We start from the raw sequence: 15,657 nt of genomic DNA, 5'->3' as shown, positions 1-15,657 counted from the left end.
GGATTTTGTAGGTATGCAATAAAATTAATTTTAGGCTAGTCCTGAATCTGTATTTTTAGGGGGAACTATATTTTGAAAAAGCTAAAAATTAGTTTAGCTGCTCAAATTTTAATCGGTCTTGTACTTGGTGTTATCGTTGGGGCAGTATTCTTTGGTAACGAAAATGTACAATCATATTTACAGCCACTTGGCGATATATTCTTAAACTTAATTAAGATGATCGTGGTACCGATTATTATTTCGACACTAATCGTTGGTGTTGCCGGAACTGGTGACCTGAAGCAATTAGGTCGTCTTGGCGGTAAAACACTTATTTATTTCGAAGTCATTACAACAGTAGCAATTGTTGTTGGTTTATTAGCAGCGAATCTATTCCAACCTGGCGCTGGAATTGATATGAATGAGCTGCAGCAAACAGATATCTCTTCTTATGTAGAAACATCAGAACAAGAAGAAGCAAAAGGAACTTTCCAAATCATTGTTGATATTGTACCAACAAACATCATCAATGCTATGGCTGAAGGCGATATGCTTGCAATCATCTTCTTCTCTGTAATTTTTGGTTTAGGTGTAGCAGCCATTGGAGAACGAGGGAAACCTGTCCTTGCATTTTTCCAAGGTACAGCTGACGCCATGTTCTGGGTTACAAACCTAGTCATGAAATTCGCACCAATTGGGGTATTTGCACTTATCGGTGTAACCGTTTCCAAGTTTGGTGTGGAATCACTTATACCATTAGGAAAACTGGCGATTTTAGTATATGCAGCAATGATTTTCTTCGTAATTGTTGTTTTAGGTATTACAGCCCGTATTTTCGGTATTAATATTTTCAAGTTAATCCGCATGATTAAAGATGAGTTATTACTTGCATTCTCTACTTCATCATCAGAGACAGTATTACCTCGCATTATGTTAAAAACAGAACAGATGGGTGCACCAAAGGATATCGTATCATTCGTTATTCCAACAGGTTACTCATTCAATTTAGACGGCTCGACACTATACCAGGCAATTGCAGCACTATTCATTGCGCAAATGTACGGTATCGATCTTTCAATAATGGAACAAATTACATTAATGCTTGTATTAATGGTAACATCTAAAGGGATTGCCGGTGTTCCAGGGGTATCATTCGTAGTACTTCTTGCAACATTAGGCTCTGTAGGTATTCCACTTGAAGGTTTAGCGTTCATCGCAGGTATTGACCGTATTCTAGATATGGCTCGTACAGCTGTAAACGTAGTTGGTAACACATTAGCTGCACTTGTTATGGCAAAATGGGAAAAACGTTTCGACGAAAAGCAATTTGCCGAGTATCAAGCTGCAAACTTAAAATAAAGATATGAAAACGCCGTAGTGAGATACAATACACTACGGCGTTTTTTTATTTTACAACTTTTGCCAAGTAAGCTCGGATGGATGCTTCGCCATTATGTAAAGCTTCATGTTCCCGTGCTTCATCCTTTGCAACTTTTGCTTCTGCTGCTTCTATTATCTGTTGAATATCTCTTTGTGGAATGACAATTACCCCATCAATATCACCAACGATATAATCACCATTTTGAACGGCCACTCCACCTACTGATACAGGTCCCCCAACCGTACCACCGCCATGTTTATTGCCTGCTGCTACTGTTGTTCCTAATGCAAATACAGGAAAATCAATAGCTCGTGCAGCTGCTAAATCCCGTATGACCCCGTCGACTACAAATCCCTGCACTCCGACGCCTTGTGCAAGCTGCATGACGAAATCACCTGCGACTGCACGATTTGTATTACCCTTTGCATCGATAACTAAAATATCTCCCTTTTCTGCTTGACTAATCGCTTCCAAAACAGCCCCGTTTTCCCCATCCGGTAGTCGTACCGTTAGCGCACGTCCTGCAATTTTAAAATGATCAGCCAGTGGTTTAATTGATGCTGCAACATTTGTATGCCCCCCTGTTGCATCGGAAATTGCCGTCGTTGGTAAAACAACTAATCGTTCTACTATTCTTAAAGTCATATTTCCATCCCCTTTTCGCTATAATGTTACAAATCATAAAATTCATAAACACTTTAAGCATAAACGAAATAACTTTTTTTTTACAATATTTTTTATACTCGTTACAAATTTATACAGATTGGGAATACTGATACTACTTAAAAGGAGGATTAATCATGAACAATCGACTCATTGAAGTTGTAACAAATGATGTTGGTGAAACTGTTTATAAAATGAAGACCTTTGATATTCATGTTACAGCTAAGTTAACAGGGGGAATTGCGCCGACAATTACTTATCTTCATGGAGATAAGGATGTTACGGATGATATACGTGCCATTCGCTTTCATTTCGAAAATCCGGCTTCCTATATTGAAAATTACGCCTCTTTTCAAAAAATGCTTTTCGAAAAAGAACAACGTGCTGTTAATGAATTGTATGAAATGATTAGTATAAAACCTAAAAATATGTCGACTGGTAAGCAGATTTTATGGAGCTCTTTCGTATTTTTTCTTGTAATGATTCCAGTCTTTATTATTCTTTTAATAAAATAATGAAAAAGACCGATTTCCGTCATGATACAGAAATCAGTCTTTTTCATTATTTTCTTAGATGGCTTGTTTGCTCTAGCATATAACCAATACGTGCTACAACATCTTCTACTTGATCCGGATTTTTCATTAAATCGTAGTCATTTATATCAATGCGCAATACGGGGCACGCATTGAAGTTATTAATCCAGTCTTCATAGCGTCCATGCATTTCCTGCCAGTAAGTATGAGGCGTTTGCTGCTCCATCTCACGTCCACGTTCCTGGATACGACCAATCACATCGTCAATCGGTCCCTCTAAATAGACAAGCAAGTCCGGATGTGGGAAATAAGGTGTCATGACCATGGCATCAAAAAGGTTTGTATATGTCTCATAATCTGTTGGTGACATTGTGCCTTTGTCATAATGCATCTTTGCAAAAATACCTGTATCTTCATAAATAGAACGGTCTTGAATAAAGCCACCGCCATATTCAAATATACGCTTCTGTTCTTTAAAACGCTCAGCTAAAAAGTATATTTGTAAATGGAAGCTCCATTTTTCAAAGTCATCATAAAATTTATCTAAATAAGGGTTTGTATCGACCTTTTCATATGATGTGCGGAAATTTAAGCTCTGTGATAATGCATTTGTCATTGTCGATTTTCCGACACCAACTGTCCCTGCAATCGTAATGACCGCATTTGCAGGAATATTGTACTTCTCTCTTAAGTTCATTTCTGATGCAAACTCCTTTGTTGTAACTTTTCCTCTACTACTCGTAGTACATACTGTAAATCTTCTTCGTTCTTTACATAATCAAGCTCATCCCCATTAAGCGAGATAACAGGAATCTCTGGATGCATCTTTTCAAAATGCCCAATAAACTCATGATAATCACTTGAAAGTTGTTCCATATATTCACGTGTTATATTCTTTTCTACTTCACGACCGCGCATCGCAATTCGTTTCATTAAAGTATCCAAGCTTGCATGTAAATAAATGACCATGTTTGGCTTTGGCATATCTGCCGTTAAAATTTTATAAATAGATTCGTACTTTTCATATTCTGACGCCTTTAAAGTACGTTTCGCAAAAATTAAATTTTTAAAAATATGATAATCAGCCACTACCGGACCTTGCGCTTCAATAATCTCATGAATATCAGATAATTGCTTATAACGATTGCACAGGAAAAACATTTCGGTCTGGAAGCTCCACTCATTGATATTTTCATAAAACTTACCGAGAAATGGATTTTCATCTACAATCTCTTTTAATAAATGATAATCAAACGTTTGTGATACGGCCTTAGATAATGAGGTCTTCCCAACACCAATCGGACCTTCTACTGTTATAAATGGCACAGACATTAGAAGTGCTCCTTCTCTTTTTATAGTCAATGCTTTTCATTTTATCACAATGACTAATAGACAACAAAACAAACTATTTTATTTTACTGAAATCATGAAAAAAGCTGTTCCAAACATGAATCATTCAATCGAATTGAGCAAGTGCCTGTTCTTGTTGTTCATATACTTTATTACATTTTTGTTCATAGTCTACTTCAATCTTTTCACATTCAGTGTTCACCATCTCTTCAAGTGAATGTTCCTTTTCTATGAAATCCCGTTCTAAAGTATCTTGCTGTTGGTCAATTTTTTCATTTAAATCCTGTAATTTCTCAAACAATTGATTCTCGAGCTGGTTTTGTGATGCTATCTCGCTATCCAGGATTTTTTCAATGGCTTCATCCCGCTTTTGCTCAATTAATTCACACTTTTCCTCATGTTTCTCTTCCAGGATACTAAATTGCTGCTCATATATTTCACATAAGTTTAATAGCTCAGAATGTAATTCATCCAACCTTTGTTCAAAGTCGGTTATAAGACACCTACTTTTCTCCACTTGTTGATGCTGATAGTTTTTAAATACTGCACGTTCTTCCGATTGCATTTGCTCCAGCAACTGTACCTTATTTTGTTTGTAGCCTTTAACTTCTTCATTATATTCACTTTTATATTTTTCTAATATAATTTGTTTTTTATTTTCAAATAGAAATTTTATTTTGTCCACTGCAAGAGCACAATTTTGTTTAAGGTCATTTTCTTCATTTTGTTTCAGTTGTTCCAGTGCGATTAATTGCTCTTCATACTTCTTTTGTAAAGTCGTATAAATTTGTATTTTATTTTTCTCAACGATTTGTAATTGTGCCGTATACTTTTCGTATAAACTCTCCAACTGCTTTTCAAAATAACCGTTCACTTCTTCAATTGTTTGAAATGAATTCATAACATTACTCCTTCAAGCTTTTCCTTCATCATAGCACGATTAACTCTATAGTCGCCTAAGCATTTCAACTCATGCTAAACTGAAATATAAGGAGTGATAGATAAATGCTCGAACATAACGATCGCTATTACATGCAAGAGGCATTAGAAGAAGCAAAAAAGGCAGCTGCCCTTGGCGAGGTTCCAATCGGGGCTGTCATTGTATATAAAAATGAAATTATTGCACGGGCACATAATTTACGGGAAACAACCCAAAACGCTCTAACACACGCAGAAAGCATGGCAATTCAAGAAGCCTGCCAAAAAATAGGCAGCTGGCGTTTAGAGGAAACAACACTGTACGTAACATTAGAACCTTGCCCCATGTGCGCAGGTGCTATTCTCCAATCACGCATACCTCGCGTAGTTTATGGTGCACGTGATATTAAAGCAGGTTGTGTTGACTCGTTATATCGTTTATTAAATGATGCGCGGTTTAATCATGAATGTGAGGTTACAGAAGGTATATTAGGAGATGAGTGCGGGCAAATTCTAACGGACTTTTTCAAGGCTTTACGCGAACGTAAAAAACAAGAGAAATTATTGCGTAAACAACAACAAGAAAAGTAGGTGATACGGTGGGCGGATTTGTTATTTTTGATTCCATTCATGTAACATGGCTTATTTTTATTAGTTTGTTTTTAATTATTTCAATATATGGTTATCATTATATTTCTAATAAACAGCAACAGCTCTATCAAAAATCAATTTTTTGGCTGTTGCTGTTTTTGGAAATAACGAAGCAAATTTACTTAATTGTTACGGAACAATATTCATATTGGAGCCCGCCACTCCATTTATGTGGGCTCGGTATTTTTATTACTGGTTGGCATGCTTACTTTTCAAACCGAACAACGGCTACACTACTTTATACACTCACTTTACCAGGGGCTGCAATTGCTCTATTATTCCCTGGTTGGACAGCAGATCCGGTTGGAGGATTTTTACATATCCACAGTTTTGTGTTTCATGCCTTGCTCGTAGCCTTTATTTGTCCATTAATTCGAGAACATCAGTTACATACTACATTCCGGGATATTTGGCGCTCGGTGTTGCTCTTACTCATTACGGTACCGGCTATTTATTATTACAATGCACGATTTCAAACGAATTTTATGTTTTTAAATCGACCAGTAAAAGGAACACCCCTCCAGTGGCTTTATGATGCATTTGGCGCTTCCGGTTATTTATTGAGTTTAGCCGGAGTTATCTTTAGTATTTGGATTATGCTTTATGTAATTTTGAACATACAAAAACGACGAAACATGTTCTTTTGATATGCTCCCCATTAGGTAGACAGATAAAAAATAAAATCTGTTTGTCGAATGGGGGCATTTGAGAGTCGGCCGCTGTATTGATAATGGACCGATAGAAGCGCTTTGGGGGACTCTAAAAGTAGAGAAGTATTATTTACATAAGTTTGAGACGTACGAAGAGTTAAAACATGCGATTGATACATATATAAAATTCTATAACAACGAACGATATCAAGAAACATTAAACGGCTTGAGTCCTAAAGAGTTCAGGTCTCAAGCCGCTTAAAGCATTTTTATTATTTCCACTGTCTACTTGAGAGGGAGCAGTTCACTTTTAGTTGTTTCATCGTTTTATATCTCCACATCGATTAATCCATTTTAATAATGATTCGGGAATTATCCCCAGTAGCTAATAAATCAAAGCCAGCATTAATTTCTTCTAATGGAATAATATCGGATAATAATTGGTCCACTGGTAGTTTACCGGATTTCATCATATGCGGAATATCTCTCAAATGATGGCATTGCAAGCAGCCCCCGTCACCACCTTTCACTGTTTCTTTTTTTAGTAGGGATAATTGTAGTACACGTTAGCGTTTTGCTGATTCATCCAATGCTTTTTATTTTCAAAGTTAAGGGCTTTTGATCACTTACCCTTTATTTATCTGAAAATTGCACAGCTGTTAAACGATTGAAATGTGTTTGATGGGATGTATTGTACGAATGATCTGCTGAACTTGGAGAGTTTCTAAATGTAGTAGTTGATTTATGATTTTTTCCTTGTGGATTTCTTCTAGTGGTACTAAACTATTGAATTTTTCAATGAAATCTTGCTCGGTTAATGGATTTTCAGGGTCTCCTTTTGGAAATTGGCTTTGCATGACATCAATTGTGCCATCCAACCAGTGAATTTGAATTTTCGCACCCCACTCTTGAGGATATTGACTATGAATGTCTTCATCTACAGACACAACCATCTTTTCCATTAGGCTGCGAATTAACGGATCCTGCAAGGAGTCGGCAGTATAGGCATCATAACCGCCTTTACCAGTCAATAACGCTAAAGCTACACAAAATTGCATACTAAATTTTGCCGCATAAACCGTTTGGGGATTCTTAGCATCAGTAATATCAAGTGCCACTTGATAGGCACCTACTTCAATTAATTTTATAGAATGGATTCCGTTATTTTTTACCTTTTCATACAGTTCAATCGCTAAGTCCATTGCGGCATGTGTATGGCGACATGATGCATGAACTTTAAAAGCATTTTCGGTAATTTTGTATTGCTCCCCTAATTTATCCGTCATTCGCGTTACATCGTACTCGTCGCTCATTGCTTCAAAAAACCCTCTCCGCCCCTCAAGAATGGCTGTTGCTCCTGTAAAACCTTGCTGTGCTAACAAGGCACTTAAAATCCCATTCATCGCTGCCTTACCAGGATGTAATTGCTTACTCATTGCACCATCCTCAATAAATTCCCATAGCCCGGCAGCTTGTGTACCGGCTGAACCAAATGCTTGAACAATTTGTTCTTTGGATAAATCCAATAATTTAGCCACAGCTGCTGCCGCGCCAAAGGTACCGCAAGTCGCTGTATTATGGAAATAGTAATAATGCGAAGGAGTAACGGTTTCTCCTATGCGAAACGCTACTTCATAGCCTACAATAATCGCCTCGATTAATCGTTTTCCCGATAAATTCTGCCACTCGGCAATGGCAATTGCTGCGGGCATAATGACGGTTGCAGCATGTACAATGGACGCTTTATGAATGTCATCCAGTTCAATAACGTGGCTCGCCCCACCATTGATGAAAGCTGCATTTGTTATGCTCGTTTTCAATCCCGTAACTGCCGTTGCCTGCTTTTCTCCTCCAATTAGGAGCGCAACCTGCTCCATCATCTGAACGGGTTCTGCTTCTTTGCCTTTCAATAAAGATGAATAATAGTCGACTATACATAATTTCGTAAAGTGTATAACCTCCTCTGGTATATCCTCAAAACGAACATTCACAATGTATTGTGCCAACTGCTCACTTATTGTCATGTATGCTCTCCCTCCCTAAGATTTCCTTATTGTGCTCCCCTAGCATTGGTGCAGGTACAGTTGGTGTTAAGTCACAGTTTGAAAATGTTAGAGGAATACGTGTTGCATACATTTCCTTATCACGTAAATGTGGCAGACGTATGATAAGTTTATTCTCTATTTGCTGCGGGTCTATAAGGACATCTTGCATCGTTTTCACCTGTGCTACAGGAACTCCTCCATTTTCAAGTGCCTGAATGAGTACATCGCTTTTTTCCGCTTGTGTTATTTGTTCAATTTGTTCCATCAGTAAGGAACGATTTTTGACGCGCTCTTCATTTGTACAGTAACGAGGATCTTCAACCCATTCATGCCTATTCAATACTTCACATAGTTTTTCGAATAATTTATTGTTTGAGATACCAATCATTATTGCCCCATCTGATGTTCGAAACGCTCCATAGGGTGCAAATGCGCCATGATTAGAGCCTAATTTTTCAGGATTTTCACCCGTTAATTTGGTTGAAAGCAAATGATAGTTCGCCCAAAATACACCGGTTTCATACAATGATGTTGAAACAAAGCTCCCCTCATTTGTATGACTACGCTGCAAAATGGCAGATACAATACCAAGTGCCCCCCACATGGCACTTCCTTGGTCAATTAATGAAACAGGCACCCTTGCTAACTCTTCGCTCCCTGTAATACTCATAATGCCTGTTTCAGCCTGCATAATGGCATCATAGCCTGGATACATTTTTTTAGGGCCATGTTGGCCATAGGCAGTCAGTGAACAATAAACAAGTTGAGGATTCACTTCCTTCAATGCTTTATAATCAATCCCCAATTTCTGCGCTATACCAAGCCGGTAATTTTCAACAAAAACGTCGGCTGTTTTAATCAAATCCATTAATCTTTCAAAATTGGAATTATCCTTTAAATTAAGGGTAATAGATTTCTTCTGTCTATTAATATTTAAAAAGTAAACGCCATCTTCCTGAAATTTAGGCTCCATTTTACGGGCTTCATCGCCACTCAACTTTTCGATTTTGATTACTTCTGCCCCTAAATCGGCCAAAATCATTGTTAATGTTGGCCCTGAAATATTGGTAGTCATATCGATGACACGTATGCCTTGTAATGGTTTCAGTTTCAGCCCCCCTTAAACTAAGTTACTAGCAAAAGCGCCGACGTCCTTCAATTTTTCAGACTGAATATTTGTCTTAATTCCCATTGCTTCAAACAGCTCCACCACCTTCTCTGTCGCTATATTTCCTGTTGCTCCAGGCGAAAATGGACAGCCGCCAAGGCCCGCGATCGAACTATCAAACTTTTCGATTCCCGCATTTAATGCGGCCATGATATTGGCATAGGCAAAGCCGTTAGTATCATGGAAATGAGCCACGAACGTTGTGTCCGGAAAGTCTCTTCTCAATGCGCTAAATCGCTCATACACAATGCGCGGATTTGCCTGTCCATTCGTATCTCCAATCGAAATTTCATCAGCCCCATCACTCACAAATTGTGAAACGACTCGCTTTACTTGCTCATAGGAGATAGCCCCTTCATACGGACAGCTAAAACACATCGACACATAGCCTCGGATAAATTTTTGCTGAGCCTTTGCATGCCGGAACATTTCACTGCATTCTGCTAAAGACTCTTCAATGGAACGCTTAATATTTTTTTGATTGAATGTCTCGCTTGCCCCAACAAATACTGCAATCTGTGGTACACCTGCTTCGATTGCACGCTCCAGCGCTTTCATATTTGGTGTTAAAGCAAGATAATTCATCCCTAACTCATTGCAAAATGATGTAATTTCCTGTGCATCGGCCATTTGTGGCACTATTTTTGGATGGACAAAGGAGGCCGTTTCGATTCGCTGAAAACCAGCTTCATATAATTGTTTAATTAGTTGTTTCTTTTCCTCTGTTGGAACAAAGCGTGCTTCATTTTGTAGACCATCGCGAGGACCTACTTCAATAATTTCTACTTGATTTGGAAAGTGCATGATGTTCACCTCAATAAGATTTAGGAAGTTTTAAAATATGTTCTCCTACGTATGATAAAATTAAATTCGTTGAAATAGGAGCTACTTGATATAATCGCGTCTCTTTAAATTTACGCTCAATATCATATTCTGCTGCAAAGCCAAAGCCGCCGTATGTTTGAATCGCTACATTAGCTGCCTCCCAGGATGCATCTGCCGCAAGTAACTTCGCCATATTGGCCTCTGCCCCACAAACTTGCTGCTGATCATAAAGTTCTGCTGCTTTTATGCGCATCAAATCTGCAGCTTCAATATGGATGTGCGCTTGTGCAATCGGGAATTGGATCCCTTGGTTTTGTCCAATCGGTCGATCAAAAACGACACGATCTTTTGCGTAATTCGTTGCCCGTTCAATAAACCAACGACCATCACCAATACATTCTGCAGCAATTAAAATTCGCTCAGCATTCATCCCGTCCAAAATATAGCGGAATCCTTTTCCCTCTTCGCCAATTAAGTTCTCTACCGGCACTTTTAGATTATCGATAAATAATTCCGTTGTTGCATGATTCATCATCGTTTTGATGGGACGGATCTCCAATCCATTGCCAACTGCTTCATTTAAATCCACAATCAGCACGGATAATCCATCACTCTTTTTAACACATTGATCTTTCGGGGTTGTACGCACCAATAAAATCATTAAATCTGAATGCTCTGCACGTGAAATGAATACCTTTTGACCGTTCACTATATAATGGTCACCATCACGTTTCGCAAATGTCTTTAAATTTGTTGTATCCGTACCTGTGTTTGGTTCTGTCACACCAAATGCTTGTAAACGAAGCGTACCATCCGCAATCTTTGGTAAGTATTTCTCCTTTTGTGCCGGCGAACCATGCCGCAAAATTGTGCCCATCGTATACATTTGGGCATGGCAAGCACCCGCATTCCCGCCTGAGCGGTTAATTTCTTCTAAAATCACTGACGCTTCCAATATTCCTAAACCTGAACCGCCATATTGTTCTGGTATTAGAGCTCCTAAAAAACCTGCCTGTGTAATAGCCTCCACAAATTCTGTCGGATAACCTTCAATTTCATCTAACTTCCGCCAATACGCACCATCAAAACGTTTACAAACTGCTCTTACAGCTTCCCGAAGTTCCTCTAGAAAAACGAGATTCTCTGTTTGCATCATATGGTACCCTCCTACCTTCCAATAAAATTAGGTTTCCTTTTCTCATTAAAGGCTAAGATACCTTCTATTCGATCCTCTGAAGCAATGACCTCATTGTATGTTTCAATTTCAATTCGAAATGCTTCAGATGCTTCTAATGAACTGATTTCTGCTATTTTCTTTACCCCTTGAATTCCTAATGGGGCATTAGAAGCAATCGTTTCGGCCAATTGCAGTGCAGTTTGCAGCACATCTGAGGGCTCGACTACTGCATTAAATAAACCTGCCTGCTGAGCTTCCGCTACTGGAACAATTCGACCTGTAAACAGCCATTCCTTTGCAATATGAAGCGGTACACGTTTTGGTAATAATCGCGCACCTCCTCCGCCAGGCATTATTCCTCGAGTAACCTCAGTCAATCCTACTTTAGTGTTCCTGCCGGCGATTATTAAATCCGTATTTAAGACGAGCTCAAATCCTCCCGCAAGTGCATAGCCGTTTATTGCAGCTATTGTAGGTTGCTTACAATTGGCTACAGCCTGAAACATTTGCTCAAATAAATGATGCTGTTCTGTCCATTGTGAGTCGCTCATCCCCTTACGTTCTTTTAAATCTGCGCCTGAGCAAAAGGCATCTACAGTAGAAGAAGTTAAAATAACGACACGTACTGGCTGCTCATTCAGGGATTGAAATACATTGAGCAACTCCTTGGCCATCTCCGTATTAAAGGCATGCCGCATTTCAGGTCGGTTTAACGTGACAATCGCAATTTTCTCTTCATATTCATATGAAACTTGAATGTATTCCATTCGTTCACTCATCCTCCTGTGAGATTACTTGATTCAATAAAGGCTTTATAATTTTTGTTGGAACTGAGGTGTTATTAAAAAAGAGAGCATTAGGCAAGATTATATTGGAATTATTGAAGTGAAAATAACTGTGTATATATAGAGGGTTTTTATGAAAATTGATTTTGATGTAACTGCTGAAAATATTGTTATGAGTCAGTAGAATCTATTATTCTTTGAACATTGCATCGAGTATCCTATTTTCTCGAATATAACAAAATACTCTACTTTTGTAAAACTAATTCCTAAATAATATATTTGTTTATAAATGAAAAAAAGCGTGCTGAATTTATTAGATTCAGCACACTTTTAATTTTAATTATTTAGGCGCAATGATTTCTATGCCGCCCATATACGGACGTAATACATCAGGAATAACTACAGAACCATCTTCTTGTTGGTAATTTTCCAGAATTGCTGCTACTGTACGGCCAATTGCTAGACCTGAACCGTTTAACGTGTGAACGAATTCCGGTTTTGCTCCTGCTTCACGACGGAAACGGATATTGGCACGACGCGCTTGGAAATCTTCGAAGTTTGAACAAGAAGAAATTTCACGGTACATGTTTTGTGCAGGAATCCATACTTCCAAATCATACTTTTTCGCAGCTGTGAATCCTAAATCTGCTGTGCACATTTTTAATTTGCGGTATGGCAAGCCTAAAAGCTGTAATACTTTTTCGGCATGACCTGTTAAAATTTCCAATTGCTCATAAGATTCTTCCGGTTTTACAAAGCGTACTAATTCTACTTTGTTGAACTGGTGCTGACGGATCAATCCGCGTGTATCACGACCTGCAGATCCTGCTTCTGAACGGAAGTTAGCGCTGTATGCTGAAAATGCTTGTGGCAGCATGTCTGCTGATAAAATTTCATCACGGTAGTAGTTTGTTACCGGCACTTCAGCTGTTGGAATTAGATAATAGTCCATTTCATCTTCTTCACGAACTAATTTAAATACATCTTCTTCAAACTTCGGTAATTGACCTGTGCCCGTTAATGAATCGCGGTTAACGATTTGCGGTGGCAACATTTCCGTATAGCCATGTTGATCTGAATGAAGATCCATCATAAAGTTCAGTAAAGCGCGCTCTAAACGTGCACCCAACCCTTTATAAAATAAGAAACGGCTTCCTGTAACTTTTGCTCCGCGCTCAAAATCCACGATATCTAGCTCTTTTGCAATATCCCAGTGTGCCTTTGTTTCAAAATCAAATGTTGGTACAGTGCCCCAAGTATATTCCTCTACATTGTCATCTTCTTCTGTTCCAACTGGTACTGACTCATGTGGAATATTTGGCAGACGCATCATCATATCTTTAAACTCTTCTTCAATGCCATTTAATTCAGCATCTAAAGCTTTAATCTCATCGCCTACTTCACGCATACGAGCAATCACTTCTGTTGCATCTTCCTTGTTGCGCTTCATAACAGAAATTTGCTCAGATACTTTATTGCGCTCAGCCTTTAATACTTCTGTTTTGGAAATTAGCTCACGACGCTTTGTATCTAGGTTTTCAAAGTTGTCCAGATTCCCTAAATCTTCGTTACGTGTAAGAAGCATACGTTTTACTTCTTCAAAATTGTCTCGGACACGCTTAATGTCTAACATAATTTTTCCTCCTAAAGTTTATGAATGATGATCCCGAGCACTTTAACGCATTAATGTATTAGTAAAGTGAATACAAAAAAGCCCTCAATCCCTATGAAAGGGACGAGAGCTACCCGCGTTGCCACCCTAATTGAATAGATCTAAAATCTATTCCTCTTAACAATTAACGACTCTGGTAAGCCGGCTTCTACCTACTTGTTAGTTTTCGGAAAAAGCATCTCAAGGACGGATTCACAAGTGCTTTTATCAGCTTTCACCACCCGCTGACTCTCTAAAAAAAACTTGCTTGCTACTACTTCCTATCATCGAATTCATTTATAAATTTAACCATACTGTACTATAAACAGTACATCAATGCAAGTTTTCCCTAAAACATTCAGAAATAATTGCCGATGTGCTATACTTTTCTGACATTGTTGAATTTAATATATTTTTATTTTTCTTAAAGGTCACAAAAGGAGGTACTTTAATATGCTTTTCTTTCAACTAAAAAAAGAACATTCTATTCCACTCTACGAACAGCTATATATCGGTATAAAAGATGCGATTACAAATAGCCAACTGGTTGTAGGAACTCGCCTACCTTCTAAACGGGAACTGGCGGAATTTTTCAATATTAGCCAAACAACTGTTGAACTGGCCTATGCTCAGCTGTTAGCGGAAGGATATATTATGTCAAAACCTCGCATTGGCTATTTTGTAGAAGAAATTGATTCATTGCCTTATCGTAAAAATTCCGTAATGAATGTTAACTTTAAGAATGTAACTCAGCAAACGGAATATAAAATTGACTTTTCCTCTGCAAAAATTGACGAGGATGCATTCCCGTTTACAACATGGCGAAAATATGCCAAAGATGTTCTAGATAAGCCATTCAAACATTTACTGCAAACTGGCGAACGTCAAGGTGAGCTGGCATTACGAATCGAAATTTCAAACTATCTTCATCAGTCCCGGGGGATAGCGTGCCAGCCGGAACAAATCGTGATTGGCTCCGGAACCGAACAGCTCCTGCCCATGATTTTAAAAATATTAGACGATGATTTCCTACTAGCCTTTGAAAATCCAGGCTATTCACCAATACCAAGGCATCAACTAAGTCAGCTCGCTATTCCAATTTCCGTTGATTCAGACGGAATTGTTGTGGAACAATTGCAGAAAACGAACGCAAATGTTGTTTATGTTACTCCATCTCACCAATTCCCGACTGGGGCAGTACTGTCTGCCAACCGGCGCACTCAGCTATTGAATTGGGCAGCTAAAGCACCCAATCGTTTTATAATTGAGGATGATTACGATAGTGAGTTTCGTTATATTGGAAAGCCAATTCCGGCATTACGGGGAATGGATCAAAACGATCGCGTTATTTATTTGAGTACTTTTACGAAATCCCTTATGCCATCATTACGCGTTGCCTATTTCGTATTACCCCCATCACTTATTAAACGCTATCAAGAGCATTTTAATTACTATTCTTCTACTGTTCCTCGGTTTGAACAGCATATTCTAGCAAAGTTTATGGCAGACGGGCATTTTGCAAAACACTTAAATCGCATGCGGAAAATTTATCGTAAGAAGCACGATAAATGTATTGAGATTTTTTCGAATTATTATCCACAAATATCTATATCCGGAGATGCGGCAGGTACGAATATATTAATAGCCTTTCTTCACGATCAAACTGAATTGGCGCTTCAACAAATTGCCTTACAGCATAATATTAATATTTTGCCTCTTTCCAACTATTATCTAACAGAGCAATCATATTCTAAACGGACATTTTTACTGGGTTTTGGAAATATACAAATTCATGAAATAGAACATCAAATCCATCAACTAATGGCTATTTGGAATATCTCCAAAAAATCAGTAAACTAAATCCAGCCTTTGAGACGTTCT

17 protein-coding genes and 1 other annotated feature are annotated in these 15,657 nt (G+C 38.3%); of the genes, 6 read left to right on the top strand and 11 right to left on the bottom strand.

Annotated elements, in window-relative coordinates; genetic code table 11:
• The first annotated feature begins 69 nt into the window (after positions 1 to 69).
• Positions 70 to 1,338, top strand: coding sequence for a cation:dicarboxylase symporter family transporter (locus MKY13_RS00150; protein ID WP_339216812.1), 1,269 nt, complete (start codon positions 70 to 72; stop codon positions 1,336 to 1,338).
• Positions 1,339 to 1,384: 46 nt separating this feature from the next.
• Here the strand turns inward: MKY13_RS00150 and MKY13_RS00145 are convergent, their stop codons facing one another.
• Positions 1,385 to 2,005, bottom strand: a complete 621-nt coding sequence (locus MKY13_RS00145) for an RraA family protein (protein ID WP_339214634.1) — start codon at positions 2,003 to 2,005, stop codon at positions 1,385 to 1,387.
• Positions 2,006 to 2,160: 155 nt separating this feature from the next.
• Here MKY13_RS00145 and MKY13_RS00140 point away from each other — a divergent pair, with 155 nt between their 5' ends.
• Positions 2,161 to 2,538 (top strand): sodium:proton antiporter, encoded by a 378-nt coding sequence (locus MKY13_RS00140; protein ID WP_191701849.1) that lies wholly within the window; start codon positions 2,161 to 2,163, stop codon positions 2,536 to 2,538.
• Positions 2,539 to 2,584: 46 nt separating this feature from the next.
• Here MKY13_RS00140 and MKY13_RS00135 read toward each other — a convergent pair whose 3' ends face one another.
• The 3 genes from MKY13_RS00135 to MKY13_RS00125 form a co-directional block, all read right to left on the bottom strand.
• The gene (locus tag MKY13_RS00135) at positions 2,585 to 3,253 is read right to left on the bottom strand and encodes a deoxynucleoside kinase (RefSeq protein ID WP_191701850.1); all 669 of its coding nucleotides are present in this window, start codon (positions 3,251 to 3,253) and stop codon (positions 2,585 to 2,587) included.
• Positions 3,250 to 3,888, bottom strand: a complete 639-nt coding sequence (locus MKY13_RS00130) for a deoxynucleoside kinase (protein ID WP_339214631.1) — start codon at positions 3,886 to 3,888, stop codon at positions 3,250 to 3,252. The genes MKY13_RS00135 and MKY13_RS00130 overlap by 4 nt, the downstream gene beginning before the upstream one ends.
• Positions 3,889 to 4,012: 124 nt before the next feature.
• Positions 4,013 to 4,807 carry a hypothetical protein gene (locus MKY13_RS00125; RefSeq protein ID WP_339214629.1) on the bottom strand — a complete coding sequence of 265 codons (795 nt, stop codon included), beginning with the start codon at positions 4,805 to 4,807 and terminating at the stop codon, positions 4,013 to 4,015.
• A 104-nt stretch (positions 4,808 to 4,911) separates the two neighbouring features.
• On the opposite strand from MKY13_RS00125, the gene tadA reads away from it, so the two are divergent.
• The 3 genes from tadA to MKY13_RS00110 are packed head-to-tail and all read left to right on the top strand — an operon-like array spanning position 4,912 to position 6,387.
• Positions 4,912 to 5,415: a tRNA adenosine(34) deaminase TadA gene (tadA, locus tag MKY13_RS00120; RefSeq protein ID WP_191701853.1), complete on the top strand. Its 504-nt coding sequence runs from the start codon at positions 4,912 to 4,914 to the stop codon at positions 5,413 to 5,415.
• 8 nt (positions 5,416 to 5,423) lie between these two features.
• Positions 5,424 to 6,122 carry a YwaF family protein gene (locus MKY13_RS00115; RefSeq protein ID WP_339214627.1) on the top strand — a complete coding sequence of 233 codons (699 nt, stop codon included), beginning with the start codon at positions 5,424 to 5,426 and terminating at the stop codon, positions 6,120 to 6,122.
• A gap of 37 nt (positions 6,123 to 6,159) precedes the next feature.
• The gene (locus MKY13_RS00110) at positions 6,160 to 6,387 is read left to right on the top strand and encodes an IS3 family transposase (protein WP_339216810.1); all 228 of its coding nucleotides are present in this window, start codon (positions 6,160 to 6,162) and stop codon (positions 6,385 to 6,387) included.
• 82 nt (positions 6,388 to 6,469) lie between these two features.
• On the opposite strand, the gene MKY13_RS00105 is transcribed toward MKY13_RS00110, so the two are convergent.
• The 7 genes from MKY13_RS00105 to serS all read right to left on the bottom strand — a co-directional run bounded on the left by MKY13_RS00105 (position 6,470) and on the right by serS (position 13,758).
• The gene (locus MKY13_RS00105) at positions 6,470 to 6,616 is read right to left on the bottom strand and encodes a hypothetical protein (protein WP_339214625.1); all 147 of its coding nucleotides are present in this window, start codon (positions 6,614 to 6,616) and stop codon (positions 6,470 to 6,472) included.
• A 168-nt stretch (positions 6,617 to 6,784) separates the two neighbouring features.
• On the bottom strand, positions 6,785 to 8,149 hold the full coding sequence (locus MKY13_RS00100) for an MmgE/PrpD family protein (protein ID WP_339214623.1): 1,365 nt from the start codon (positions 8,147 to 8,149) through the stop codon (positions 6,785 to 6,787).
• Complete coding sequence (locus MKY13_RS00095) at positions 8,136 to 9,260, bottom strand: CoA transferase (RefSeq protein WP_339216808.1); 1,125 nt, start codon at positions 9,258 to 9,260, stop codon at positions 8,136 to 8,138. The genes MKY13_RS00100 and MKY13_RS00095 overlap by 14 nt, the downstream gene beginning before the upstream one ends.
• A 30-nt stretch (positions 9,261 to 9,290) precedes the next feature.
• Positions 9,291 to 10,142, bottom strand: coding sequence for a hydroxymethylglutaryl-CoA lyase (locus MKY13_RS00090; RefSeq protein WP_339214621.1), 852 nt, complete (start codon positions 10,140 to 10,142; stop codon positions 9,291 to 9,293).
• 10 nt (positions 10,143 to 10,152) lie between these two features.
• Positions 10,153 to 11,319, bottom strand: a complete 1,167-nt coding sequence (locus MKY13_RS00085; RefSeq protein ID WP_339214619.1) for an acyl-CoA dehydrogenase family protein — start codon at positions 11,317 to 11,319, stop codon at positions 10,153 to 10,155.
• Between the two features lie 11 nt (positions 11,320 to 11,330).
• A complete protein-coding gene (locus tag MKY13_RS00080) occupies positions 11,331 to 12,107 on the bottom strand; it encodes an enoyl-CoA hydratase/isomerase family protein (protein WP_191701859.1) in 777 nt (258 codons plus the stop codon).
• A gap of 358 nt (positions 12,108 to 12,465) precedes the next feature.
• Positions 12,466 to 13,758 carry a serine--tRNA ligase gene (gene serS / locus MKY13_RS00075; protein WP_339214616.1) on the bottom strand — a complete coding sequence of 431 codons (1,293 nt, stop codon included), beginning with the start codon at positions 13,756 to 13,758 and terminating at the stop codon, positions 12,466 to 12,468.
• A gap of 95 nt (positions 13,759 to 13,853) precedes the next feature.
• Positions 13,854 to 14,073: a binding site (T-box leader), on the bottom strand.
• A 156-nt stretch (positions 14,074 to 14,229) separates the two neighbouring features.
• Here serS and MKY13_RS00070 point away from each other — a divergent pair.
• Positions 14,230 to 15,636, top strand: coding sequence for a PLP-dependent aminotransferase family protein (locus tag MKY13_RS00070; protein ID WP_339214615.1), 1,407 nt, complete (start codon positions 14,230 to 14,232; stop codon positions 15,634 to 15,636).
• Positions 15,637 to 15,657: the final 21 nt, after the last annotated feature.

The organism is Solibacillus sp. FSL W8-0372, from assembly GCF_037969735.1.
GTDB classification, from domain to species: Bacteria; Bacillota; Bacilli; order Bacillales_A; family Planococcaceae; genus Solibacillus; species Solibacillus faecavium.
This window is presented reverse-complemented; position numbering and strand designations above follow the sequence as displayed.

Excerpts from the sequence above, each read along its gene's own strand:
- MKY13_RS00145 (WP_339214634.1), bottom strand. The coding sequence starts at position 2,005 with ATGACTTTAAGAATAGTAGAACGATTAGTTGTTTTACCAACGACGGCA.
- MKY13_RS00140 (WP_191701849.1), top strand. The coding sequence starts at position 2,161 with ATGAACAATCGACTCATTGAAGTTGTAACAAATGATGTTGGTGAAACT.
- MKY13_RS00135 (WP_191701850.1), bottom strand. The coding sequence starts at position 3,253 with ATGAACTTAAGAGAGAAGTACAATATTCCTGCAAATGCGGTCATTACG.
- MKY13_RS00130 (WP_339214631.1), bottom strand. The coding sequence starts at position 3,888 with ATGTCTGTGCCATTTATAACAGTAGAAGGTCCGATTGGTGTTGGGAAG.
- MKY13_RS00125 (WP_339214629.1), bottom strand. The coding sequence starts at position 4,807 with ATGAATTCATTTCAAACAATTGAAGAAGTGAACGGTTATTTTGAAAAG.
- tadA (WP_191701853.1), top strand. The coding sequence starts at position 4,912 with ATGCTCGAACATAACGATCGCTATTACATGCAAGAGGCATTAGAAGAA.
- MKY13_RS00100 (WP_339214623.1), bottom strand. The coding sequence starts at position 8,149 with ATGACAATAAGTGAGCAGTTGGCACAATACATTGTGAATGTTCGTTTT.
- MKY13_RS00090 (WP_339214621.1), bottom strand. The coding sequence starts at position 10,142 with ATGCACTTTCCAAATCAAGTAGAAATTATTGAAGTAGGTCCTCGCGAT.
- MKY13_RS00085 (WP_339214619.1), bottom strand. The coding sequence starts at position 11,319 with ATGATGCAAACAGAGAATCTCGTTTTTCTAGAGGAACTTCGGGAAGCT.
- MKY13_RS00080 (WP_191701859.1), bottom strand. The coding sequence starts at position 12,107 with ATGGAATACATTCAAGTTTCATATGAATATGAAGAGAAAATTGCGATT.
- serS (WP_339214616.1), bottom strand. The coding sequence starts at position 13,758 with ATGTTAGACATTAAGCGTGTCCGAGACAATTTTGAAGAAGTAAAACGT.
- MKY13_RS00070 (WP_339214615.1), top strand. The coding sequence starts at position 14,230 with ATGCTTTTCTTTCAACTAAAAAAAGAACATTCTATTCCACTCTACGAA.